The sequence below is a fragment of the Nonomuraea soli genome (genome assembly GCF_013761175.1).
GTDB classification, from domain to species: domain Bacteria; phylum Actinomycetota; class Actinomycetes; order Streptosporangiales; family Streptosporangiaceae; genus Nonomuraea; species Nonomuraea soli.
The window spans coordinates 438,315-460,786 of sequence record NZ_JACDUR010000008.1; the positions used below are offsets into that span (position 1 = coordinate 438,315).

The 22,472-nt window shown below is 72.1% G+C and carries 19 protein-coding genes; 14 read left to right on the top strand and 5 right to left on the bottom strand.

Annotation, left to right across the window (positions count from 1 at the left end; all coding sequences use genetic code 11):
* Positions 1-3 precede the first annotated feature (3 nt).
* Positions 4-654, bottom strand: a complete 651-nt coding sequence (locus HNR30_RS38240; RefSeq protein ID WP_246380022.1) for a hypothetical protein — start codon at positions 652-654, stop codon at positions 4-6.
* Between the two features lie 275 nt (positions 655-929).
* Between HNR30_RS38240 and HNR30_RS38245 the strand changes: the two genes are divergently transcribed.
* The 4 genes from HNR30_RS38245 to HNR30_RS38260 all read left to right on the top strand — a co-directional run bounded on the left by HNR30_RS38245 (position 930) and on the right by HNR30_RS38260 (position 7,850).
* On the top strand, positions 930-3,032 hold the full coding sequence (locus HNR30_RS38245; protein ID WP_312894968.1) for a hypothetical protein: 2,103 nt from the start codon (positions 930-932) through the stop codon (positions 3,030-3,032).
* 64 nt (positions 3,033-3,096) lie between these two features.
* Positions 3,097-6,429, top strand: coding sequence for a phosphodiester glycosidase family protein (locus tag HNR30_RS38250; protein ID WP_181615014.1), 3,333 nt, complete (start codon positions 3,097-3,099; stop codon positions 6,427-6,429).
* A gap of 281 nt (positions 6,430-6,710) precedes the next feature.
* A complete protein-coding gene (locus HNR30_RS38255) occupies positions 6,711-7,352 on the top strand; it encodes a helix-turn-helix transcriptional regulator (RefSeq protein ID WP_181615015.1) in 642 nt (213 codons plus the stop codon).
* A gap of 12 nt (positions 7,353-7,364) precedes the next feature.
* Entirely contained in the window at positions 7,365-7,850 is a 486-nt protein-coding gene (locus tag HNR30_RS38260; protein WP_181615016.1) for a DUF3291 domain-containing protein, read from the top strand.
* Here HNR30_RS38260 and HNR30_RS38265 read toward each other — a convergent pair.
* Positions 7,787-8,935, bottom strand: coding sequence for a monooxygenase (locus HNR30_RS38265; RefSeq protein WP_181615017.1), 1,149 nt, complete (start codon positions 8,933-8,935; stop codon positions 7,787-7,789). The two genes, HNR30_RS38260 and HNR30_RS38265, sit on opposite strands and share 64 nt — an antisense overlap.
* Before the next feature lie 57 nt (positions 8,936-8,992).
* Positions 8,993-10,078 carry a DUF3866 family protein gene (locus HNR30_RS38270; RefSeq protein WP_181615018.1) on the bottom strand — a complete coding sequence of 362 codons (1,086 nt, stop codon included), beginning with the start codon at positions 10,076-10,078 and terminating at the stop codon, positions 8,993-8,995.
* Between the two features lie 28 nt (positions 10,079-10,106).
* On the opposite strand from HNR30_RS38270, the gene HNR30_RS38275 reads away from it, so the two are divergent.
* The 6 genes from HNR30_RS38275 to HNR30_RS38300 all read left to right on the top strand — a co-directional run bounded on the left by HNR30_RS38275 (position 10,107) and on the right by HNR30_RS38300 (position 17,074).
* A complete protein-coding gene (locus HNR30_RS38275) occupies positions 10,107-11,054 on the top strand; it encodes a helix-turn-helix transcriptional regulator (protein ID WP_181615019.1) in 948 nt (315 codons plus the stop codon).
* Positions 11,051-12,010, top strand: coding sequence for a helix-turn-helix transcriptional regulator (locus HNR30_RS38280; RefSeq protein ID WP_181615020.1), 960 nt, complete (start codon positions 11,051-11,053; stop codon positions 12,008-12,010). The genes HNR30_RS38275 and HNR30_RS38280 overlap by 4 nt, the downstream gene beginning before the upstream one ends.
* A gap of 210 nt (positions 12,011-12,220) precedes the next feature.
* Positions 12,221-12,514, top strand: coding sequence for a Sec-independent protein translocase subunit TatA (gene tatA, locus HNR30_RS38285; RefSeq protein WP_181615021.1), 294 nt, complete (start codon positions 12,221-12,223; stop codon positions 12,512-12,514).
* A gap of 9 nt (positions 12,515-12,523) precedes the next feature.
* Positions 12,524-13,393 (top strand): twin-arginine translocase subunit TatC, encoded by an 870-nt coding sequence (tatC, locus tag HNR30_RS38290; protein WP_181615022.1) that lies wholly within the window; start codon positions 12,524-12,526, stop codon positions 13,391-13,393.
* A gap of 9 nt (positions 13,394-13,402) precedes the next feature.
* The gene (locus HNR30_RS38295; RefSeq protein ID WP_181615023.1) at positions 13,403-14,281 is read left to right on the top strand and encodes a diacylglycerol kinase; all 879 of its coding nucleotides are present in this window, start codon (positions 13,403-13,405) and stop codon (positions 14,279-14,281) included.
* Positions 14,282-14,332: 51 nt separating this feature from the next.
* A complete protein-coding gene (locus HNR30_RS38300) occupies positions 14,333-17,074 on the top strand; it encodes a DEAD/DEAH box helicase (RefSeq protein ID WP_181615024.1) in 2,742 nt (913 codons plus the stop codon).
* On the opposite strand, the gene HNR30_RS38305 is transcribed toward HNR30_RS38300, so the two are convergent.
* Positions 17,056-18,381: a cytochrome b gene (locus HNR30_RS38305; RefSeq protein ID WP_181615025.1), complete on the bottom strand. Its 1,326-nt coding sequence runs from the start codon at positions 18,379-18,381 to the stop codon at positions 17,056-17,058. The two genes, HNR30_RS38300 and HNR30_RS38305, sit on opposite strands and share 19 nt — an antisense overlap.
* A 121-nt stretch (positions 18,382-18,502) precedes the next feature.
* On the opposite strand from HNR30_RS38305, the gene HNR30_RS38310 reads away from it, so the two are divergent.
* The 3 genes from HNR30_RS38310 (at position 18,503) to HNR30_RS38320 (ending at position 19,755) form a co-directional block, all read left to right on the top strand.
* Positions 18,503-19,051 carry a helix-turn-helix domain-containing protein gene (locus HNR30_RS38310; RefSeq protein ID WP_220134453.1) on the top strand — a complete coding sequence of 183 codons (549 nt, stop codon included), beginning with the start codon at positions 18,503-18,505 and terminating at the stop codon, positions 19,049-19,051.
* Positions 19,048-19,413, top strand: coding sequence for a RidA family protein (locus HNR30_RS38315; protein ID WP_181615026.1), 366 nt, complete (start codon positions 19,048-19,050; stop codon positions 19,411-19,413). Before HNR30_RS38310 ends, HNR30_RS38315 begins: the two co-directional genes overlap by 4 nt.
* A gap of 171 nt (positions 19,414-19,584) precedes the next feature.
* Positions 19,585-19,755: a hypothetical protein gene (locus tag HNR30_RS38320; protein ID WP_181615027.1), complete on the top strand. Its 171-nt coding sequence runs from the start codon at positions 19,585-19,587 to the stop codon at positions 19,753-19,755.
* Positions 19,756-19,836: 81 nt separating this feature from the next.
* Here the strand turns inward: HNR30_RS38320 and HNR30_RS38325 are convergent, their stop codons facing one another.
* Positions 19,837-21,252, bottom strand: coding sequence for a LysR family transcriptional regulator (locus HNR30_RS38325; RefSeq protein WP_181615028.1), 1,416 nt, complete (start codon positions 21,250-21,252; stop codon positions 19,837-19,839).
* 125 nt (positions 21,253-21,377) lie between these two features.
* On the opposite strand from HNR30_RS38325, the gene HNR30_RS38330 reads away from it, so the two are divergent.
* Entirely contained in the window at positions 21,378-22,274 is an 897-nt protein-coding gene (locus HNR30_RS38330; RefSeq protein ID WP_220134454.1) for an EamA family transporter, read from the top strand.
* Positions 22,275-22,472: the final 198 nt, after the last annotated feature.

Below are 22,472 nucleotides of genomic sequence, written 5' to 3' on the forward strand. Positions count from 1 at the left end.
CGATCAGCCGGTGGTGGCGGCCGGTGCCCGGTGGACGGCGGCCTCCCGCGACGGCGGTTCCACCAGCGCCGTCACATCGGCGATCGCGTCGGTCAGCAGCCCCTTCAGCAGCGCGTCCGGGTCGCTGACGCAGGCCTGCGCGATCCCCACCACCGACAGCTGCACCGCGTTGGGCGCCGCGTACTTGCGGAAGCCCTTGTCGGTGATGCGCGCCGCGCGGCTGAAGCGCCGGGCGTACTCGGCGGCGAGCGGCACCTGGTCCATCGCCCGGCGGCCGGCGTCGCCGAGCCTGCCGGGAGCACGCCCGTCGAGGCGGGCGAGCATCTCCTCGGCCGCCAGCACCGACACGGCCAGCGCCAGCTGCCGTTCGGCGGCGGCGACGGGCAGGGCGGTGGTGGCGCACCTCAGGGAGAGGGTCGCGTCGATGCGCAGGTCGTCGCCGGTCAGCCCGATGATGGACGGCACCAGCGTGACGAGCTCGCCGCGCCGGGCGTCGGTGGTGTTGTCGTTGACCAGCCTGGCCAGGGCGGCCAGCAGCGGGTGGGTGCAGGCGGGGTGGTCGCTCCACCGCTCGCCCGCGAGATAGGAGGCCAGCTCCATGAAGCAGGCGCCGCGCCTGGGATTGCGGTGCCTGCCGCGGGAGAGAACGGGCATGGGTTCAAGGTGAGTGTCCACGAGGGCTCCACTGCTCAGCGCGTTCGCCTGTTCTTCCAGTCTGCGCCGCCGGGATCGTGTTCGCCAGAGCGCACGACAGGATGATCCTGCCCACGACACGAAGCACCATTCCTGACCATTCGCCCCGAGTCCGGACTTTTCTGGAATAGGGCGCACGGGGATCTCTTCGGTAAGCCGAGTTCGGCGCACGCTTTCGTGCTACCTTTCCCAGGCATTTGCCAAGCTGAGCCGCATGGGGGCCGACGTTGAGATGGGTGCTTCTGCTGATGGTGGCGGCCTTCTGGGCGGTCGTGCCCCAGCCTGCCTCCGCTGAGGCCTCCGCCGGAGACTCCGCTGAGACACAGGGGCGAGTGGCGCTCATCGGCGTCCCCGGCCTGCACTGGGACGACCTGAGCCCCGAGCGGACCCCGAACCTGTGGAAGCTGGCCGGTCAGAGCGCCGTCGGCTCGGTGTCGGTCAAGATCGTGGGCACCACCACCTGCCCCTACGACGGCTGGCTGACGGTGTCGGCGGGCCGCCGCGCGGCGGTGGGCGGCGGCTGCGGCCTGCCCCCCGAGCCGCTCACGCAGGGCGAGGGCGCCGTCGTGCCGGGCTTCACCGACCTGCAGCGCTCGGGCGAGGGCGTCCACGCGGGCACCCTCGGCGAGGCCCTCCACCAGGCGGGCCAGTGCACCTCGGCCGTGGGCAAGGGCGCCGCCGTCGCGCTCGCCGACCGGGCGGGCAAGGTCGACTTCTACGGCCCCGGCCTCCAGTGGGCCGGAGACCTCGGCCGGTGCCGGGTCACGGCGATCGACATCGACGCCCTGATCAGGCCCTACCTGCGAGACGGCAAGCTGCCCAAGGAGCCCGAGGTCCTGACGGCGGCCGAGCGTCAGCAGGCGGTCAAGGCCGCCGACGACGAGGTGGGCGTCGCCCTGGGCAGGCTGCCCGCCGACACCCGGGTGATCCTGGCGGGCCTGGGCGACCACGGCAGCGTGCCGCACCTGCGCGTGGCGATGTGGAAGGCGCCGCAGGCCCAGGGCGCCTACCTGACGACCACCTCGACCCGCCGCCCGAACATCGTCATCGTGCCCGACCTGACGCCCACGATCCTGACCGCCGTGGGCGCCCCGATCCCGCCGCAGGTCGTCGGCGTCGCCTTCGGCACCGGCGCGGGCGAGCCGCTCGCGCAGGCGGCCGAGACGCTGCGCCGCTCCGATGTGACGGGCGTGACCGTGCGCGGGCTGACGGGCCACTTCTTCACCGGCTTCGCGATCCTGCAGGTCGCCTTCTACGCCGTGACCTTCCTGCTGCTGCGCAAGCGGCGCAGGGCCACCGCCGCGGCGGCACTCGGCCTGGGCCTGGCCTCGATCCCGGTGTCGACCTACCTGGTCAACCTGCTGCCCTGGGCCCACGCCCCCGTGCCGGGCCTGGCACTGGTCGGCGGCGTGGTCACCATCGCCACGATCATCCTGCTGGTCAGCGTCAGCGGCCCGTGGCGCAGGCATCCGCTCGGCCCGCCCGCGATCGTCGGCGGCATCACCGGCGCGGTGCTCCTGGGCGACCTGCTGACCGGCACCACCCTGCAGTTCAACAGCCTCATGGGCTACACCGCGGTCGTCGGCGGGCGCTACCACGGCCTGGCCAACATTCCCTTCGCCCTGCTGGCCACGGCCGTGCTCATGGTGACCGCGGTCGCCGCCGACGGACTGGTGCGCTCCGGGCGCAAGCGGGTGGCGGTCAGCCTGGTCGTCTCGCTCGGCGTGCTGGCGCTGCTGCTGGCGGGCTGGCCCGGCATCGGCAGCGACTTCGGCGGCGTCATCGCCTTCGTGCCGGGCATCGCGGTGACCGCCCTGCTGGTGGCGGGCAAGCGCGTGTCGGTCATCAAGCTGGGGCTCTTCTGCGTCCTGGGCGGGCTGGTCGTCAGCGCGATCGCGGTCCTCGACTTCATGCGGCCCACCGCCTCCCAGACCCACCTCGGGCGCTTCGTCGGCCAGGTGATCGACGGCACGTTCTGGCCGCTCATCGGGCGCAAGCTCGGCGCGATGCTCAACACCCTGCTGTCGCCGAACCTCATGCCGATCGTCATCGTCGGCCTGGCCTTCCTGGTCTTCGCGATCATGCGCCCCGGCAAGGTGAGCGTGGGAGCGGTGCCGGAGGCCTTCACCCGGGCGCCCATGTTGCGGGCCGGACTGATCGGCGCGCTGGTCAGCGCCGGGGTGGGCATGCTCGTCAACGACTCCGGCACCGCGGTGCTGTCGATGGCGATCGCGCTCGCCGTACCCCTGGTCCTCTACGCGGGCGTGCGGAGCATGGCCATGGCCCCGACGCAGGTGCTGGAGGAGCCGGGAGGGGCCGAGCTCACCCCGGTCTCGTGAAATTCTCTTTCAGTTCACTGTTGGGACTTGAAACTTAATACCATCTAGCGATTGAGTCTGGGTCGTGCAGACCCTCACCATCGCACTGACCGCCACGCTCTTGTTAGGGACGCCGCCGGTCGAGGACGCCCCCAGGGCGTCCTCGTATGACGCGCCCTCCACCCTCGTGGCGGCCCCCGCGCCGCGTTTCCTCGAGACCGCGAGCCGGGAGCGCCCCGTCGCCCCCGGCATCACGCTGACCTCCTTCGACCGCTACGACGCCGCGGGCTGGCTGCGCGCCGACGCGCTCTCGGCCGACCTCGGCACCGCCAAGGCGGGCTACCTGTTCTCCGGCGAGGTCTCCAAGACCGAGCCGCTGTCGGGGCCCGCCGGCCGGGCCAAGGCCGTCGCCGCCGTCAACGGCGACTTCTTCGACATCAACCAGTCCGGCGCCGCCCAGGGCATCGGCGTGCAGGACGGCACGCTCGTCCAGTCGCCGGTGGCCGGCTGGGACAAGGCGGCGGCGATCAGCCCCGACGGCGTCGGTAGCGTCATCACCGCCGCCTTCCAGGGCACCGCGGGCTCCATCCCGCTGACCCAGTTCAACCAGCGGATCCAGAGCGGCGGCGTCGGCCTGTTCACCCCGCTGTGGGGCTCCTACACGCGGGCACGCGCCGTCGAGGGCGCCCCGCGCGTGACCGAGGTCGAGCTCCGCGACGGCGTCGTGCAGGCCGTACGGCAGGCCGCGGGCGCCGGCCCCATCCCCGCCGGGACCTCGATCCTGCTCGGCCGCGAAGCCGGAGCCGACGCCCTGGCCGCGCTGAAGCCGGGCGACCCCCTGGAGGTGACCTACCAGCCCAAGCCCGGCGGCATCCAGACCGCGGTCGGTGGCAGCCACGTCCTGGTCAAGGACGGCGCCGTCGTCCCGATCACCGACCCCGCCGCGCACCCGCGCACCGCCGTCGGCTTCTCCGCCGACGGCCGCACCATGCACCTGCTGACCGTCGACGGCCGCCAGGCCGACAGCCGCGGCGTCACGCTCGGCGAACTGGCCGCGATGATGGTCGAGCTGGGCGCGCACAACGCCCTCAACCTCGACGGGGGCGGCTCCTCCACGCTGCTGGCCCGAGAGCCGGGCTCGGCCTCCGTCCAGGTCGAGAACAGCCCCTCCGACGGCGGCGAGCGGCACGTGCCCAACGGCCTGGCGCTGTACGCCCCCGAGGGCAGCGGCACGCTGAAGGGCTTCTGGCTGGAGACCGCCACCGACCCGGCCAAGGCGCCCGGCGTCGGCCCCGTCGCCGGCGGACGCCCGGAACGGGTCTTCCCCGGCCTCACCAGGCGCCTGACCGCCGCCGGATTCGACGAGACGTACGGCCCGGCCGAGGGCGCACCGCACTGGCGCGCCAACCCGGCCGTGCACGGCCTGGTCTCCTCCAAGGGGCTCTTCCGCGCCCTGGTCCCCGGCCAGACGACCGTCACCGCCTCCCGCGACGGCGCGAGCGGCAAGCTGGAGCTCACCGTCCTGCAGCCGCTGGTCAGGCTCGGCTCGACCGCCGACCGCATCAGCCTGCCCGGCGCGGAGGCGCTGGGAACCTTCGGCGTGGTCGGCTACGACCGCAACGGCAACACCGCCCCCATCGAGCCCGCCGACGTGAAGCTCACCTACGACCAGGCCCTGTTCGAGGTGACCGCGTCGCAGCACGGGTTCTTCCAGGTCAAGCCCAAGCAGGCGACCGGCTCCGGGCTCATCACCGCCGCCGTCGGCCGTACGACCGTGGCCGTGCCGGTCACGATCGGCTCGGTCGACGCGCCGGTGGCCGACTTCGAGAACGCCTCCTCCTGGGCCTTCGCCGCCGCCCGCGCGACCGGGTCACTCGGGGCGGCCCCCGGGCAGAGCGGCACCGGCCTGAAGCTGTCGTACGACTTCACCCAGTCCACCGCCACCCGCGCCGCCTACGCCAGCCCGCCCGGCCAGCTCGTGGTCGAGGGGCAGCCGCAGGGCTTCGGGATGTGGATCCACTCCACCGGCAAGGGCGAGTGGCCCAGCCTGGAGTTCTACGACGGGCTCGGCCAGTCGCAGATCCTGCGCGGGCCGTACCTGACCTGGACGGGCTGGAAGTACGTGGAGTTCGCCGTCCCGGCGGGCGTCACCTACCCGCTGCGGCTGCGGCGCTTCTACGTGGCCGAGACCAGGCCCGACGCCAAGTACACCAACGAGATCGTCATCGACGGGCTGGTGGCCAAGGTGCCGCCGCCGGTGACCGTGCCGCCGGTGGCCAAGGTCGCCGACCCCGTCGTCGTGCCCTCGGTGTCGGACGCGTCGTGGCGTTTCGCCGTCATGTCCGACGCGCAGTTCGTCGCCCGCGACCCCGGCAGCGACATCGTCCGCAACGCCCGCCGCACCCTGCAGGAGATCAAGGCGGCCGAGCCCGACTTCCTGCTGATCAACGGCGACCTCGTGGACGAGGCGTCACCCGCGGACTTCGAGCTGGCCAAGCGCATCCTCGACGAGGAACTCGCCGGGACGCTGCCCTACTACTACATTCCCGGCAACCACGAGGTGATGGGCGGCAAGATCGACAACTTCAAGTCCGCCTTCGGCGACACCTACCGCAGCTTCGACCACAAGGGCACCAGGTTCGTCACCCTCGACACCTCGCGCCTGAACCTGCGCGGCGGCGGCTTCGACCAGGTCGCCCTGCTCCGCTCGCAGCTCGACGCGGCGGCCGGGGACGCGGCGGTGGGCTCGGTCGTGGTGCTCTTCCACGTGCCGCCGCGCGACCCCACCCCCGGCAAGGGCAGCCAGCTCGGCGACCGCAAGGAGGCCGCGCTCGTCGAGGGCTGGCTCGCCGACTTCCAGCGCGAGACCGGCAAGGGGGCGGCGTTCATCGGCTCCCACGTGGGCACCTTCCACGCCTCCCGGGTCGACGCCGTGCCGTACCTGATCAACGGCAACTCCGGCAAGAACCCGGCCACCCCCGCCGACGACGGCGGCTTCACCGGCTGGTCGCTGTGGGGCGTCGACCCCGTCAGCGAGCAGGAGGCCGCGCACGTGCGGCGCAACTGGTTCGTCGACGCGCCCACGTGGATCGGCGCCCAGGTCCGCCCGCACGTCGACACGCTGACGCTGACGGCTCCGTCGTCGGTCGAGGTCGGCACGCCGGGCAAGGTCACCGCCTCGCTGGCCCAGGGCAGCCGGGTCGTGCCGGTCGCCTACCCGGTGTCGGCGCAGTGGTCGGGCTCGCCGTCGCTGCACGTCGGCGGCAGGGCGGGGCTCAAGCCGTGGCACGTGGCCCGGCTCGACCCGGCGAGCGGCGAGCTCACGGCGATCAGGGCGGGGCAGGTGGTGATCTCGGTGACGGTGAACGGCGTCAGCCAGTCGGCCACCGTCGCCCTCGCCGCCCGCGCCGCCGCCTGACGGGCTCCCCGCCTGACGCGACCCCGCCTGACGCGACCCCGCCTGACGCGACCCCGCCTGACGCGACCCCGCCTGACGCGACCCCGTGTGACGGGTCCCTGCTGATAGGCGCCGTCCTGGCGGGGACCCGCCTGAAGTGACACCGCCCGATCCCGGCCCGCCCCTCCGCGGGCCGGGATCGGGCGGCACCTTCAGCGGGGGCCGCCCAGCCTCCGCCGCCTCGTGGCCCCGGCCTCCGCGCCCCCCACGCCGCGCCCCGGATCCCGCCCTAGACTCGCCATGTGAGCAGCACCGACGACCTCGAGGCGCTGGCGGGCCTGGCCGACCCCGCGCGGCGACGGCTCTACGATCTGGTCGCCGCCTCCCCCCACCCCGTGGGCCGCGCGGAGGCGGCCGAGGCGGCCGGCATCTCCCGCACCCTGGCCGCCTTCCACCTCGACAAGCTGGCCGAGTCCGGACTCCTGGACAGCCACTTCCAGCCCCCGGCGAAGAAGGGTCCCGGCAGCGGGCGCCCGGCGAAGGTGTACACGCGTGCCAGGCAGGAGCGCACGGTCTCCCTCCCTCCCCGCGACTACGTCACGCTGGCCGCGGTCCTGGCCGAGACGGTCGAGCTGCTCGACGCCCAGGACAAGGCCGAGCAGGCGGCCAGGAAGGCGGGGGAGAAGCTGGCGGCCGGAGGCGGCGACCTGATCGAGACGTTGCGGGAGCGCGGCTACGAGCCGTACGCCGAGGGCGAACAGATCCGCCTGCGCAACTGCCCCTTCCACACCCTCGCAGAGGACCAGCCGGTGCTGGTCTGCTCGCTCAACCTGGCGTTGTGCCAGGGGCTGCTCCAGGGCCTGGGCCAGGATCCGGCCCGCGTGAGCCTGGACCCGAGGCCGGGGGAGTGCTGCGTGGCGGTTTCTAAAACAAACGAAAATTGACATAGTGGTCGCATGCATCTCGCACAGCTGAACGTGGCGCGCATGGTCGCGCCCCTCGACGACCCCGTGATGGCCGACTTCAAGAACGCCCTGGGCCCGATCAACGAGCTCGCGGAAAGCACCCCCGGCTTCGTCTGGCGCCTGAAGGGCAGTGAGGACGACCCCACCGCGCTGGTCGACCACGACTACGGCGACTTCGCCGTCACCTACTCCATCTGGGAGTCGCGCCAGGCCCTGTGGGACTTCATCTACCGCACCTCCCACCTGCCGTACCTGCGCCGCCGCCGCGAGTGGTTCCACCACAACACCGTGCCGAGCGCGGTGCTGTGGTGGGTGGAGGAAGGCGAGATCCCCTCGCTCAAGGACGGCCTGGAGCGGCTGGAGCACCTGCGCGAGCACGGCCCCACCCCTCACGCCTTCACCTTCAAGGACTTCTACGAGACCACCACGATCCCCAGGCACATCTCGTCCTGGGTGCCCTCGCCCCAGACGACGTAGCGCGGCGGCAGGTCCTTCAGGACCGGCAGCTGGGCGCGCAGCCCGGCGTCGTGGGTGCAGGTGACGGTGATCTTGTCGCCCTTCTTGACCGCCACCGGCTCGTCGAGCGGCTGCAAGGCCTGGTTGTCGAAGTTGTACTGCGGCACGTCGAGCAGCGTCTCGCCGTTCAGCTCGACCTTGATCGAGCGGCCGAGCAGGTGCATGTGCCCCGCCAGCGCGTGGATGGTCGCCGGCTGCTCGACCGGGACCGTGCACGACTGGGTGGCGCCCGCGACCGGCTTGTCGCCGTCGCACCATTCGCTGAGCTGCTGGACCTGCGCCAGGGACTGCTCGCCGAACCGCTTGCCCACATCGGCCACGGCCGCCTCGCGCGAGCACAGCGGGCCCTTCTCCGCGTCGGTGCACGGCAGCTCGACGGGCGCGGCGAACAGCGCGGTGCTGAGCGGTGTACGCTGCCCGGTCGCCATCCGCATCCGCACGCCCGACCGGTCGCTGCCCGGCTCCTTGCCGCCGAGCGCCAGCGTGCTGTAGTGCACCTGCATGATCAGCATGCTGCCCGGAGCCATCGGGTAGCCGAGCTTCGGGTCGAGCAGCACCTCGTTGGTGCCGGGCGCCCAGTGCCCGATCCAGTCGCCGTCGACGCCCGCGTCGCCGAAACAGGTCCAGCCCGGATCCGGCGACTCGGCGTCGAGCTTGCGCGCCTGGCCGACCTTGTCGGCGCGGAAGAAGATCGCGTGGTGGACGACGTCGCCGTTGCCCGGCAGGAACTGGGTACCGGCGAGATAGGTGCCCGGCTCGGTGATCTTCGGGTCGATCAGGAAGCAGCGATACTCGTCGGTGCCGCCCCCGGTCGGCCTGGGCGTATAGGGCTCGGCCATGGTGAGCGTCACGAAGCTCTCACCCGTGCGCAGCGCGGCGGCCGGCGGAGTCGGTGAGGCGGAGTGCAGCCCCCCGTGCGTGGAAGCCGGGGGCGAGCCCCCGGCGGAGTGGCCGCCCCCGTGGGCGGTGGTGGAGGCGGTGCCCCCGCAGGCGGCCAGGAGAGCCGTCACTAGCAGGCCTGCGGCCCCGATGGCGATACGTCTCATGCCTCCACGGTCTCGCGTGGCCGGGGGGCCTGTCGTCGTGCCACGGTAGGGCTCGCGTCACCCGATGGGAGGAGGCCCGCTCTCCGCCAAGAGGGCGGCGGCCAGCCGTCCGGCCGCCGCGGAGGCCAGGAAGTAGGCCAGGTCTGCGTCCAGGCCGCGCCCCATCGTCGACAGGCGCGCGGGGCAGGCGTCGAGAGCCTCTCGCAGGCCCTCCAGCTCGACGTCGACCAGCTCATGCCGTACGGCCAGGGCCCGCGCCTGCTCGCGCACCCGCTCGCCGAACGCTCCCGGCAGCGCGGGCACCGCGACCAGGGCCGGCGCGAGCGCCACCCTTCCGTAGGCGGTCAGCGAGTGGTGCGACAGCCCCTGGTGCCGCTCGCGGGCGTCGCCCTCGCTCACCCGCAGCGCCGCGACAGCACGCCCGCCCAGGACGGCGGCGGCGTTGACCGCCTCGCCCGCCGACACGCCGGAGAAGCCCCACCGGGTGCCGGTGCCGAGGTTGCCGGGCCCCTGGGTGACGATGGCCACGTCGGCGCCGAGCACGTGGCGGGCGGCCAGCAGCCCGGTGTGCGTGGTGACGGCCTCGACGTCGCCGCCGAACGCCTGGCCGACCGTGACGACCGCCTCCAGCCAGCCCGCCTCCTTCAGCTGCGCGCACGACATGGAGAACCACGCGGGCAGCGCGCCGCCGTCGAGCATCACGTAGACGGCCCGGGCCGTACGCGGCAGCCCGGCCAGGATCGCCGGCAGCGCCGAGTGCAGGTCGGCGACGACGACGGGCATGCCGTCGAGGCCGTCGGCCTCGCGCAGGACCTCGTGCCACGGCGAGTCCTGCTCGTCGGCGCCGAGCACCGTGGCCTGCAGCGGGGTGTAGCGGGCCTTCACCAGGTGGCCGGGGCCCGATGGATCTTCCGGCAAACGGTTCGGCAGGGCCACCACCATGGCGTAACCTCCCGTACCGAGACCCATCGCGAGCGCGGTCGTGTTGAGCAGCACCTCGTCACCGGGTTCGGGGCGGCCCACGAGCGCTGGATAGGCCAGCGCGCGGCAGGTGCCCTCCGAAGCGACGGAGACCACCAGCTCCACCGCTCCCGGCCACTCGCGCCGGATCTCGAGCACCTCGCCTTTGCGCCATCGGATCACGCAGGGCAGGCTATACGTGGAGGGGACGATGTCGCGCAGGAAAACCGAGCGGTTGCTGAATCTTGTGATCTGCCTGCTCGCGACGCGCCGCCCGCTGTCGGCCGAGCAGATCCGCCAGGCCGTGCCCGGCTACGACCGCGAGAGCGACGAGGCCTTCCAGCGCATGTTCGAGCGCGACAAGAACGAGCTGCGCGAGATCGGCATCCCCATCGAGGTGATGCGCGACCCGTGGGAGGACGAGCCCGGCTACAAGATCGAGCGGCAGTCCTACGAGCTTCCCGAGATCACGCTGGAGCCCGACGAGGCGGCGGTGCTGGGCCTGGCCGCCCAGGTGTGGCAGCGCGCCAGCCTGGCCGACGCGGCCTCCGGCGCGTTGCTGAAGCTGCGCGCGGGAGGCGTGCAGACCGACGCCTCGCCGCTGGGCGGCGCCCTGGAGCTGCGCGTCGACAGCAAGGACCCGGCCTTCCCCGCGCTGTGGGAGGCGGTGCGCGACCGCAAGGTGGTGCGCTTCGACTACCGCGCCTCGGGCAGCGAGAACATCCGCACCCGCACCGTGGAGCCGTGGGGCGTGGTCTCGCGCCGCGGCCGCTGGTACCTTGCGGGCTTCGACCGCGACCGCGCCGCGCCGCGCGCCTTCCGCCTGTCGCGGATCATGGGCGAGGTCACCACGCTGAAGGGGCCGTTCACCGTCCCCGACGGCGTCGACCTGCGCGAGATGGTGGGCTTCCCCGAGGGCGAGCCGGTGGAGGAGCGCACCGCGGTCGTGCTGGTGAGAAAGGGCACGGGCGAGGGCCTGCGGCAGATCGCCAGGGGCGTGCGCCCCGCCGACGAGGAATGGGACCGTGCGGAGCTGATCTTCGCCGACCCCGAGCGGCTGGCCGGATGGCTGGCCAGCCTGGGCGCCGACGTACGGGTGGTGGAGCCGCCCGACGCCCGCGACGCGGTCATCAGAAGGCTCAAGGGGGCATGGGCATGAGTGGTGCGGCCGATCGGCTGCCGAGGCTGCTGGCGCTGGTGCCGTACCTGATGTCCCACCCGGGGGCTCAGGTCGGCGAGGTGGCCCAGGTGTTCGGGCTGAGCGAGAAGCAGCTCATCGACGATCTCCAGCTCGTGTGGATGTGCGGGCTGCCCGGCCACACGCCGGGCGATTTGATCGACGTGTCGTGGGACGGCGGCGAGATCGTCATCGACAACGCCGACACGATCGCCAGGCCCCTGCGGCTGGGCATCGACGAGGCCAGCGCGCTGCTGGTGGCGCTGCGCATGATCGGGGCGATGCCGGAGGTGGCCCAGGGCGACGCGCTGCCCAGGGTCGTGGCCAAGCTGGAGCAGGCGGCCGGCGCGGGCGCGGCGGCGGTCAGCAACCAGGTCGAGATCGACGTCGACGCCACGCCCGACGCGCTCCCGCTCGTGCGCGAGGCGCTGGTCAGGGGGCGCAGGGTCTCTCTGCGCTACTACGTGCCGGGCCGCGACGAGGTCACCCCGCGCGAGGTCGACCCGACCAGGCTGGTGATGGCCGACGGCCGCACCTACCTGGAGGGCTGGTGCTACCGCGCCGAGGGCATGCGCCTGTTCCGTCTCGACCGCGTGATGTCGGTGGAGGTGCTCGACGTGCCCTCCAGCCCTCCGGCCGAGGCCGAGCCGATCGACGTGACCCAGGGAGTCTTCCGCCCCTCGCCGACCGACCGCCTCGTGGAGCTCGAGGTGACCGCGGCCGGCCGCTGGGTGGCCGAGTACTACCCCTACGAAGAGGCCACCGAGCTGGGCGAGGGCCGCCTGCGCATCACGTTGCGGGCCCGCGACGACGACTGGGTGCTCAAGCTGATGCTGCGCCTGGGCGACACCGGGCGGGTGGTCTCGCCGGAGAGCCTGGCCGAGAAGGTGCGGGCCGAGGCCGGGCGGGCCCTGGCGTTGTACTCTTCTGCCCCATGACGTGGATCTACGTGGGCGCCGGCGCGGCGGGTCTGCTCGTGCTGGCCGCCCTGGGTGTCCGGGTGCTCGTGGCGGCCCGCGGCCTGAACAGGCAAATCGCCGCAGCTCATGAACAATTTGGACAGAACGGGCGCCGGAGGGATGAGACTGTCCCCAGGGCAGCGTACGATCGTGGCTGAGAACAGCCATCTGGGCATTTAAGGAAGTCGCATGAACCTGGGACCTACGGAAATCATCCTGATCCTGCTGGCTCTTGTGCTGCTCTTCGGCGCCAAGAAGCTGCCGGACCTGGCTCGTGGTGTCGGCCGGTCGCTGCGCATCTTCAAGGCCGAGACCAGCAAGCTCTCTGAGGACCCTGACGAGGACGTCAAGACCTACACCGTCCAGCAGCAGCCGCAGCCGCTGCAGGCCACCCCCGTGCTGAGCCCGGAGGAGCAGGCCCGCAAGCTCGAGGAAGAGGCCGCCCGGCTGCGCGCCTCCGCCCAGGCCGACAAGAAGGCGTAAGCATCAGCGATGGCGCTGCTCAAGCGGTCGGGCAAGAACAGCCCACCCCCTGACCCCGAGGGGCGCATGCCCCTCATGGACCACCTGCGCGAGCTGCGGAACCGCATCCTCATCTCGCTGGCGGCCGTGGTCTTGGCCATGGTGGTCGGATTCCTGGTCTTCGATCCGGTATGGGCGGTGCTGAAGGAGCCCTACTGCTCCACGGAGGCCTCCCGCCAGCTCACCGGCGAGTGCAGCCTGACCTACACGGGCATCTTCCAGTCCTTCTTCATCACGTTGAAGGTCTCGGCGATGGTCGGCATGATCATCGCCTCGCCCGTCTGGCTGTACCAGCTCTGGGGGTTCGTCACCCCCGCGCTGTACAGCAAGGAGAAGCGCTACGCGATCACCTTCCTGGGACTGGCCGTCCCGCTGTTCGTCGGCGGCGCCTTCCTGGCCTACGTGATCATGGACACCAGCCTGGCGTTCCTGCTGTCCTTCAGCGTCGACGGCTCGGTGGCCACGATCGGCATCGACGACTACCTCGACTACATCCTGATCATGATCGTGATCTTCGGTGTGTCGTTCGAGCTGCCGCTGGTGCTGATCTTCCTCAACATCCTGGGCGTGCTGTCCCACGCCACGGTGGCCAAGCACCGCCGGATGATCATCTTCCTGATGTTCGTCTTCGGAGCGGTGGTCACGCCTGGCGGCGACCCGATGGCCATGATCGGGCTGGCCCTGCCCATGATCATCCTGTTCGTGGCCGCCGAGCTCTTCATGTACGTGCGCGAGAAGCGCGCGGCCAAGAACGACGAGTTCGCCGATCTGTCCGACGACGAGGCCTCCGAGCTGCCCGTCGACGAGGAGCCTCTGGATTCGGAAGGGGAACGCCGGTAGGTTGCGGGCGTGTCCCCGCACCTGGCCCTGCTGGCCAACCCCACCGCCCGCAACGGCGGCGCGCTGCGCCTGATGGAGCCGGTGGTGCGTCGCCTGCGCTCGCGCGGCGCCGACGTCAGCGTCATCGTCGGTGACGACGCCGCCGACGCGCTCGACCGTGCCTGCACCGCCGTGGCCGAGCGTCCTGACGCCCTGGTGGCCTTCGGCGGCGACGGGCTGGTGCATCTGGCACTCCAGGCGGTGGCCGGCACCGACGTGCCCCTGGGCATCATCCCCGCGGGCACCGGCAACGACATCGCCTCGGCCTTCGGCCTGCCGTACAAGGACACTCTGACGGCGGCCGACGTGGTGCTCGGCGGCTCGCCGCGCGTCGTCGACGCCGCCCGCATCGCCGACGAGTGGTTCGCCGGGGTGGTGTGCTGCGGCTTCGACTCCCGCGTCAACGAGCGCGCCAACCGGCTGACCCGCCCGCGCGGCATGGCCAAGTACCTGGTCGCCCTGGCCCAGGAGCTGCGCTCGTTCCAGCCGATCCCCTTCCGTGTCGTGCTCGACGAGAGGGAGGTCCTGGAGCTGGAGGCGATGCTGGTCGCCGTCGGCAACACCTGCTCCTACGGGGCGGGGATGAAGGTCTGCCCGTCGGCGCTCTACGACGACGGCCTGCTCGACGTGACGATCCTCGGGGCGGTGGGCAAGGGGGAGTTCCTGCGCACCTTCCCGCGCGTCTTCAAGGGCACCCACGTGAGCCATCCGGCGGTCATCACCAGGCGGGCGCGCAGCGTCAGGGTGGAGGCCCCCGACGTCGTGGCCTATGCCGACGGGGAGCGGGTCGGGGCGATTCCGGTCACGTGCGAGGTCGTTCCCGCAGCTCTCAGCGTACTTACTTTGTAAAGGCGCCCGACTTGGACGGACCGGAATCTTGGTTTCGGTAGGCTGACAGGCATGACGACGCCAGCTTCACCAGCGGAACGGTACGCGGCCTTCCGGGAGAAGCTCTCCGGCGACGGCCCCGCGATGACCTCCTTCCGCCGGCTGTACGACTTCGAGCTCGACGAGTTCCAGCTCGACGCCTGCCGGGCCCTGGAAGCCGGCGACGGCGTGCTGGTGGCCGCGCCCACCGGCTCGGGCAAGACGGTGGTCGGCGAGTTCGCCGTGCACCTGGCCCTGGAGCAGGGGCGCAAGTGCTTCTACACCACCCCGATCAAGGCGCTGTCCAACCAGAAGTACAACGACCTGGTCAAAAGGTACGGCACGGCCAAAGTGGGCCTGCTCACCGGCGACAACAGCGTCAACGGCGAGGCGCCGATCGTCGTCATGACGACCGAGGTGCTGCGCAACATGCTCTACGCCGGCTCCGGCACCCTGTCGGGCCTGGCGTTCGTGGTGATGGACGAGGTGCACTACCTGGCCGACCGCTTCCGCGGCGCGGTCTGGGAAGAGGTCATCATCCACCTGCCCGAGTCGGTGCGCATCGTCGCCCTGTCGGCGACCGTGAGCAACGCCGAGGAGTTCGGCGAGTGGCTCGGCACCGTGCGCGGCGACACCACCGTCATCGTCGACGAGCACCGGCCCGTGCCGCTGTGGCAGCACATGATGGTCGGCAACCGCATCTACGACATGTTCACCGCCGAGGCGGGCGAGGGCGGGCCCAAGCACATCAACCCCACGCTCATGCGCATCGCCCGCGACGAGGAGCGCCTGGCCGGACGCGGGGGCAGGCGAGGGTACGGCAGGCCGCCGCGCAACCGCCCGCCCGACCGCGCGCAGACGATCGAGAAGCTCGACTCCGAGGGCCTGCTGCCGGCGATCACCTTCATCTTCTCCCGCGCCGGCTGCGACGCGGCCGTGATGCAGTGCCTCTACGCCGGCATCCGGCTGACCGACGAGCGCGAGAAGCACGAGATCCGCCAGATCGTCGACGAGCGCACCGCGCACCTGCCCGACGAGGACCTGGCCGTGCTCGGCTTCCTGGAGTGGCGCGACTGCCTGGAGCGCGGCCTGGCCGCCCACCACGCGGGCATGCTCCCGGCCTTCAAGGAGGTCGTGGAGGAGCTGTTCGTGCGCGGGCTGGTCAAGGCCGTCTTCGCCACCGAGACCCTGGCCCTGGGCATCAACATGCCCGCCCGCACGGTGGTCATCGAGAAGCTCGACAAGTGGAACGGCGAGATGCACGCCGACCTGACGCCGGGCGAGTACACCCAGCTCACCGGCCGGGCCGGGCGGCGCGGCATCGACGTCGAGGGCCACGCGGTGGTGCTGTGGCAGCCGGGCATGGACCCGCTGTCGGTCGCGGGCCTGGCAGGCACCCGCACCTACCCTCTGCGCTCGTCGTTCCAGCCGTCGTACAACATGGCGGTCAACCTCGTCGGCCAGTTCGGCCGCGAGCGTGCCCGCACCCTGCTCGAAGCCTCCTTCGCCCAGTTCCAGGCCGACCGGGCCGTGGTGGGGCTGGCCAGGCAGCTGCGCAAGCACGAGGAGGCCCTGGCGGGCTACAAGGACGCCATGACCTGCCACCGCGGCGACTTCCCCGAATACGCCGCGCTGCGCCGCCGCCTGTCCGACCGCGAGGCGGAGCTGGCCAAGCAGCGCGGGCACGCCCGGCGTGCCGCGGCGCTGCGCTCGCTGGAGGCGCTCAAGCCCGGCGACGTCATCAGGGTTCCCGGCGGGCGCCGGGCGGGACTGGCCATTGTCCTCGACCCCGGCATCACCCCGCGGGGCGAAGGGCCGCGCCCGCTGGTGCTGACGATCGGCAAGCAGGTCAAGAAGCTCGACCCGGCCGACTTCCCGGTGCCGGTCGAGCCGATCGAGACGCTGCGCATCCCGAAGAACTTCAACTCGCGCTCCCCGAAGGAGCGGGCCAACCTCGTCTCCACGCTGCTGGCCAAGATCGGCGACCGCGACCTCGGCAAGCCCGATCGGGCCCGTGATCACGCCGTCGAGGACGCGGAGCTGCTGGAGCTGCGCCGCCTGATCCGCCAGCACCCCTGCCACGGGTGCGACGAGCGCGAGGACCACGCCCGGTGGGCCGAGCGCTACTACAAGCTGCTGCGCGAGACCGAGGGGCTGCGCCGCCGGGTCGAGGGCCGCTCCCACGTCATCGCCCGCACCTTCGACCGGGTCTGCGGCGTGCTGGAGCAGCTCGGCTACCTGGAGGGCGAGACCGTCACCGAGGCCGGTCGCCGCCTGGGCCGCCTCTACACCGAGCTCGACCTGCTCACGGCCGAGTGCCTGCGCTCGGGCCTGTGGGACAAGCTGGAGCCGGCCGAGCTGGCCGCGTGCGTGTCCGCGCTGGTCTTCGAGTCGCGACAGTCCGACGACGCCCGCCGTCCGAAGATCCCCGCGGGCCGCGCCCAGGACGCCCTGACGGCCATGATCCGGCTGTGGGGCGAGCTGGAGGGCATCGAGCGCGACAACGGCGTGTCCATCATCCGCGAGCCCGACATGGGCTTCGCCTGGGCGGCCTTCCGCTGGACCAAGGGGCACTCGCTCGACGCGGTCCTGATGGACGGCATCAACGGCAACGAGCTGGCGGCGGGCGACTTCGTGCGCTGGGTCAAGCAGCTGATGGACCTGCTGTCGCAGCTCGGCGACGCCTGCCCGCCCGGCAGCCCGGTCAGGCAGACCGCCTCCAAGGCCATCGACGCGATGCGCCGCGGCGTCGTCGCCTACTCCTCGCTGGTCTGATCGCCCTCGCGGGGCGCGATCGCGTGCCCCGCGGGGACGAGCCGCTCGTGGAAGCCGCCGTCCGGCGAGCGCACGATGACGCCGGTCTCCACACCGTGCTCGGCCACGTGCCGGTCGGCGCTCTGCAGGCCCAGGCAGATCCAGCGGGTGACCAGGAAGGCCACCACCGGGCCGATGACCACGGCGTACCTGAAGAAGATCGTCACGGTCTCGACGGTCAGCTGGAACTGGTGGGCGAACTGGTCGTTGGCCGCCGAGGCCCACAGCAGGCCGTAGAAGGCGACTCCCGCGACGGCGATGGCGGTGCGCGCCGGCGCCTGCCGTGGCCGCTCCAGCGTGACGCTCGCCGGTCGTCCCTTCAGCAGGCGGCGTTCGGCCAGCGGGTAGAGCGCCAGGACGGTGAAGAAGGCGCCCGGCAGGACGATCACGGGGACCAGGACGGCCAGGCTCAGGGTGTAGCCGCCGATCGTCACCTCCCAGCCGGGCATCAGGCGCAGGGCGCCGTCGAGGAATCCCATGTACCAGTCGGGGACCGATCCGGCCGAGATCTGGGTGGGCCGGGCGGGGCCGTACAGCCAGATCGGGGCGACCTGGAAGGCGAAGCCGAGGACGATCAGCATGCCGAGCGTCGCGACCGCCATGAGCGGGCGGGCGCCGGGCCTGGCGGGCGCCGCGTCGGTGAAGTGCGTGTGGCCGTTGCGCCGCACGAGCCAGGCACGCGCGCCCAGCAGGGCGGCCATCACGGCGGGGATGACGAGCGCGTGTCCCCAGTACAGGGTCGTGATCACGCTCTCGCCGGGGAAGTCGGTGCCGAACAGCAGCATCACGCCGTAGCTGCCCACCAGCGGCAGCGACTGCAGCACCGACTTGATCAGCCAGAGGCTGCCGCCCGAGAGCATGTCGTCGGGCAGGATGTGGCCGGTCTCGCCCGCGGCCATGCCCAGCGGCAGCAGGGCCACCCAGATGAGCCACTGCGCCGTGCGGGGGCGCCGGTAGGCGGCGGTGGCGAACATGCGCAGCAGCTGCAGCGCGACCGCGGCCACGAAGACGAGCGCCGCCCAGTGGTGCATCTGGCGGATGAGCAGGCCGCCGCGCACCTCCAGGCTCAGGTGCATCGTGGAGTCGAAGGCCCGGCTCACCTGGGTGCCGCGCAGCGGGGCGTAGGTGCCGTCGTAGGTGACCGGGGCCATGCTGGGGTCGAAGAAGAACATGAGGATCGCCCCGGTCACCATCAGGACCGCGAACGACCACAAAGCGATCTCGGCGAACATGAACGACCAGTGGGAAAACCGGAACTCGCGACGCATGGGTCCCCCTTCGGATCCGTCTCGACAACAAGACGAAACGCGGCGGCGAAGCGTGACACCGAGCGAGAGTGAATCCCGTCACGTTCTCCTTTGGTAGAAATAGTTCGCTATAGTGCCATTCGTGGATCTTGTGGCTTTGGGAGAGCGGCTCAGAACCGAACGCGTACGGCGGGGCGTCACGCTGGAAGGCCTGGCCGCCGCCAGCGGGGTGAGCCGCAGCATGATCTCCACCATCGAGCGGGGGCTGAAGGCGCCCACCGTGATCGTGCTGGCGCGCCTGGCCACCGGCCTCGGCACCACCGCGGCACGGCTGCTCGACGAGAGCACGCGGGCCAAGGTCATGGTCATCCGCCACGAGCAGCAGCGCGCCCTGGTCGACCCCGGCGGATGGGAACGCCGCATCCTGTCGCCGAACCTGCCCGGCGTGGAGTTCGAGTTCATCCGCACCTCGGTCCCGCCCCACGTCGTCCTCGGCGAGTTCGCCGCCCACGCGGCGGGATCGCGCGAATACGTCGCCGTCGAGAGCGGCCGGCTCACCGTCACCGTCGCGGGCGAGGACCACCTGCTCGAAGCGGGCGACTCCCTGTACTACGACGGCGACCAGGTGCACTCCTTCGCCAACCACCACGACGCCGCGTGCGTGTACTACACCGCCATGGAGGTCCCGTGACCATCACGTCGTTCCGCCCCGAGTCGGCCTACTGCCAGGGCGCCCTGGCCACCGACGTCTCCCGCCTGCTGTTCGTCAGCGGCCAGATACCCGTCGACGCCGACGGCCACGTGCCCGAGACCTTCGCCGACCAGGCACGCCTGGCCTGGCGCAACGTCGAGTCGGTGCTCGCCGAGGCGGGCATGGGCCTGACGGACCTGGTCAAGGTGACGGTCTTCCTGTCGGACCGTCAGTACCGGCGGGAGAACTACGAGGTGCGCAAGGAGGTGCTAGGCGAGCACATGCCCGCGCTGACGATCATCATCACCGGCATCTACGACGAGGCGTGGCTGCTGGAGATCGAGGCCGTGGCGGCAAACTGACCGCCCGGTCAAACTGACGTGTTCGTAGGTTCACTCAACGTCACTCTGCAGTCAGTTTCCGGGGTGATCGCAGCGGAAATCCCCTTGTCGAACGCGTAAAAGCCCTCGGACGCACATCCGCTCAGACCCGCCCGCCCGCGGAGTGCGGCCACCCCGCCCGGAGGTTGGAAGATGTTCGCTCTCCTCGCCGCTCTGCTGTTCGTCCTCGCCCTCGTCTTCGAAATCGCCGGCGTCGCCGTCGGCGGCGTGGTCACCGTCGCCACCCTCGGCACCGCCGGCCTGCTCTGCGTCGCGCTGCACCTCATGGGCGTCGGCGCGGGCTGGAGCCCCCTCAAGAAGTGAGCGACCCGTCCCCCTGGAACCGGTTCAGGAAGCCGCCCCAGCCCCGGCGCTGCGGGCGGCTTTCCTTGTCTGTCAGGGGGTTCAGATTCCGGCGATGACCTGATCGACGACGAGCCGCACCCCCGGCCAGCGCCACCCGCCCGGGCGCGTGACGGCGTACATGCGCCGCCGTACGTCGAGGCCGTGCAGCGGCAGGAGCCGCACACCCGGCCGCGACGGGAGGAAGGCGGGCACCAGGGCGACGCCGAGCTCGGACTCCACGATGTCGAGGACGAGCTCCAGGCTGTCGGCCCGGTGCGCCACGACGGGCGTGAACCCGGCGAGCGCGCACACCCGCGCGGCCAGCTCGTCATCGGCCCGGCTGCGCGAGTTGACCACCCAGGGCGTGCCGGCCCACCGGGCCAGCGCGTCGAGAAACGGCGCACCCTTACCGGGAGCGGCGCCGAAGGGCACGCCGTTGAGCGCCGCACCCGCTCCGCCGCTGGCGGACGCGCCTGTGCCGCCGTTGGCGGACGCACCCGCCCCGCCGTTGGGTGTCGTGCCCGTCCCGCCGGGGAGCGTCGCACCCGCCCCGCCGTTGGCGGACGCACCCGCCTCGCCGTTGGGTGTCGCACCCGCCCCGCCGGGGAGCGTCGCACCCGCCCCGCCGCTGGGGGACGCACCCGCCTCGCTGATGGGTGTCGCGCCCGCCTCGCCGTTCACTGACGAGCCCGCCCCGCTGGTGAGCGCGGCGCCCGCTTCGATGGCCGGCCCGGCTGCCCCGGACGACGCCCTGCCCGGGGGCCCGACGGGCGCGTCCGCCCCCGATGCCGCTCTGGCCGGCGCGTCGCTGATGGGCGCGCGTGCCTCGAAGGGCCGTCCGCCTGGCGTGCCGCCGAGGGGTGTGGACGCCCCCGATGCCGTTCCGGGCGCGCCGTCGGGGGCGGCGTCCGTCGAGAGCCACTGGTCGCCCGCGGCGCCGTACGCGTCGGCGAGGGACGCTGGTACGGCGAGCACGAGCGGCGTGTCGCACAGCAACTCCGTGGGTTCACGGCCGGCCCACGGCACCAGGTTGTAGTCGTAGACGAACCCCAGCTCGATCCGCCCCGAGTCGAGCAGCTCGAACACCTCGTCCGGCTCGTGCTCGCTGAGCAGCAGCCGCAGCGACGGATGGCTGGCCGCGAGCCTGCGCGCCACCGGCAGCAGGTCGCGTGAGAGGGCCCCGGCGAAGGCGGCGATGCGCAGGGTGCCGCTGGGCTCGCTGAGCGGGTCGAGCGCGGCACGGGCTTCGGCGACGGCGGCGAGGATGCGGCGTCCGTGGTCGGCCAGTAGTTCACCGGCGGGTGTCAGCCGCAGCCGGCGGCCGTCGGGTTCGACGAGGGTGGCGCCCACGTCGCGTTCGAGGGTGGCCAGTTGCTGGGAGACGGCCGAGGTGCCGTAGCCGGTGGCCTCGGCGACGGCGCGCAGGGTGCCGCGGCGTTCGAGTTCGACCAGGACGCGCAGGAGCCGGGTATCCATCCGTCCATAATATGCGGATATATCGTCCACGATCATGTGGTGGACGCGGACATAGCCCATGCAGTGACATGGACGTCATGACGACTTCGACTGTTTCCCCCGGTTCCCGTCTGGGAGCCGTCGGCATGGCCCTGGGTTCGATGGCCAGCGTGCAGATCGGCCTGGGCGCCTCGACGGGCCTGTTCGATCGGGTGGGGCCCGCCGGCAGCGCCTGGCTGCGGCTGGCCTTCGCCGCCGTGTTCTTCGTGGCGCTGGCCCGGCCGCGGATCCGTTCGCTGCCTCGTGCCGATGTCGGATGGTCGCTGCTGCTCGGGGTGGTGACCGGCTTCATGACCGTGCTGTTCGTGGAGGCGATCGCCAGGATCCCGCTGGCGACCGCCACCGCCCTGGAGTTCCTCGGCCCGCTGGGTGTGGCCGTCTTGCGCCGCAGCGGGCGGTGGGGGCTGCTGTGGCCCGCGCTGGCGCTGGCCGGGGTGCTCGCGCTGACCAGTCCCTGGGAAGGCGGCACCGACCTGCTGGGCGTGGCCTTCGCCCTGGGGGCGGGGGTGTGCTGGGGCGCCTACATCCTGCTCACCCAGCGGGTGGGGGAGCGGCTGCCGGGGGTGCAGGGGCTGGCCATCTCGATGCCCGCCGCCATGGTCGCCGTGGCCGTGGTGGGGCTGCCGCAGGCCGCCGCGGGGCTGAGCTTCGAGGTCGTCTGGCAGGCCGCCCTGCTCGCGCTGCTGCTGCCTGTCGTGCCGTTCACGCTGGAGCTGATGGCGTTGCGCCGCCTGCCCAGTGCGGTGTTCGGGGTGCTGATGTGCCTGGAGCCGGCGATCTCGCTGGTGGTGGGCATCGTGTTGCTGGGCCAGATCCCCGGTCCCGTGCAGGCCGTGGGGATCGTGCTCGTCTGCCTGGCCGGGGTGGGAGCGGTCAGGCCCCAGGTGGCATCTCAGCCCCCGGCCACGGCCCCGGCCGCGCACGAGGCCGGAGCGGCCCCTGAGCCCGAGGTGCCCGGAGACCGTATCCGCAGCGGCTCGTGAGTCCGAGGCGCCACGCGACCGCGTCCGCAGCGGCTCCTGAGCCGGAGGCGCCCAGAGACCGTATCCGCAGCGGCTCGTGAGTCCGAGGCGCCACGCGACCGCGTCCGCAGCGGCTCCTGAGCCGGAGACGCCCAGAGACCGTCTCCGCAGCGGCTCGTGAGTCGGAGGGCGCCCCGCGACCGCGTCCGGAGCGGCTCC

Bases quoted from the DNA above. Each gene is read 5' to 3' on its own strand.
- HNR30_RS38240 (WP_246380022.1), bottom strand. From the start codon at position 654: ATGCCCGTTCTCTCCCGCGGCAGGCACCGCAATCCCAGGCGCGGCGCC.
- HNR30_RS38260 (WP_181615016.1), top strand. From the start codon at position 7,365: ATGCATCTCGCACAGCTGAACGTGGCGCGCATGGTCGCGCCCCTCGAC.
- HNR30_RS38265 (WP_181615017.1), bottom strand. From the start codon at position 8,935: ATGAGACGTATCGCCATCGGGGCCGCAGGCCTGCTAGTGACGGCTCTC.
- HNR30_RS38275 (WP_181615019.1), top strand. From the start codon at position 10,107: ATGTCGCGCAGGAAAACCGAGCGGTTGCTGAATCTTGTGATCTGCCTG.
- HNR30_RS38280 (WP_181615020.1), top strand. From the start codon at position 11,051: ATGAGTGGTGCGGCCGATCGGCTGCCGAGGCTGCTGGCGCTGGTGCCG.
- tatA (WP_181615021.1), top strand. From the start codon at position 12,221: ATGAACCTGGGACCTACGGAAATCATCCTGATCCTGCTGGCTCTTGTG.
- tatC (WP_181615022.1), top strand. From the start codon at position 12,524: ATGGCGCTGCTCAAGCGGTCGGGCAAGAACAGCCCACCCCCTGACCCC.
- HNR30_RS38300 (WP_181615024.1), top strand. From the start codon at position 14,333: ATGACGACGCCAGCTTCACCAGCGGAACGGTACGCGGCCTTCCGGGAG.
- HNR30_RS38305 (WP_181615025.1), bottom strand. From the start codon at position 18,381: ATGCGTCGCGAGTTCCGGTTTTCCCACTGGTCGTTCATGTTCGCCGAG.
- HNR30_RS38320 (WP_181615027.1), top strand. From the start codon at position 19,585: ATGTTCGCTCTCCTCGCCGCTCTGCTGTTCGTCCTCGCCCTCGTCTTC.
- HNR30_RS38325 (WP_181615028.1), bottom strand. From the start codon at position 21,252: ATGGATACCCGGCTCCTGCGCGTCCTGGTCGAACTCGAACGCCGCGGC.
- HNR30_RS38330 (WP_220134454.1), top strand. From the start codon at position 21,378: ATGGCCCTGGGTTCGATGGCCAGCGTGCAGATCGGCCTGGGCGCCTCG.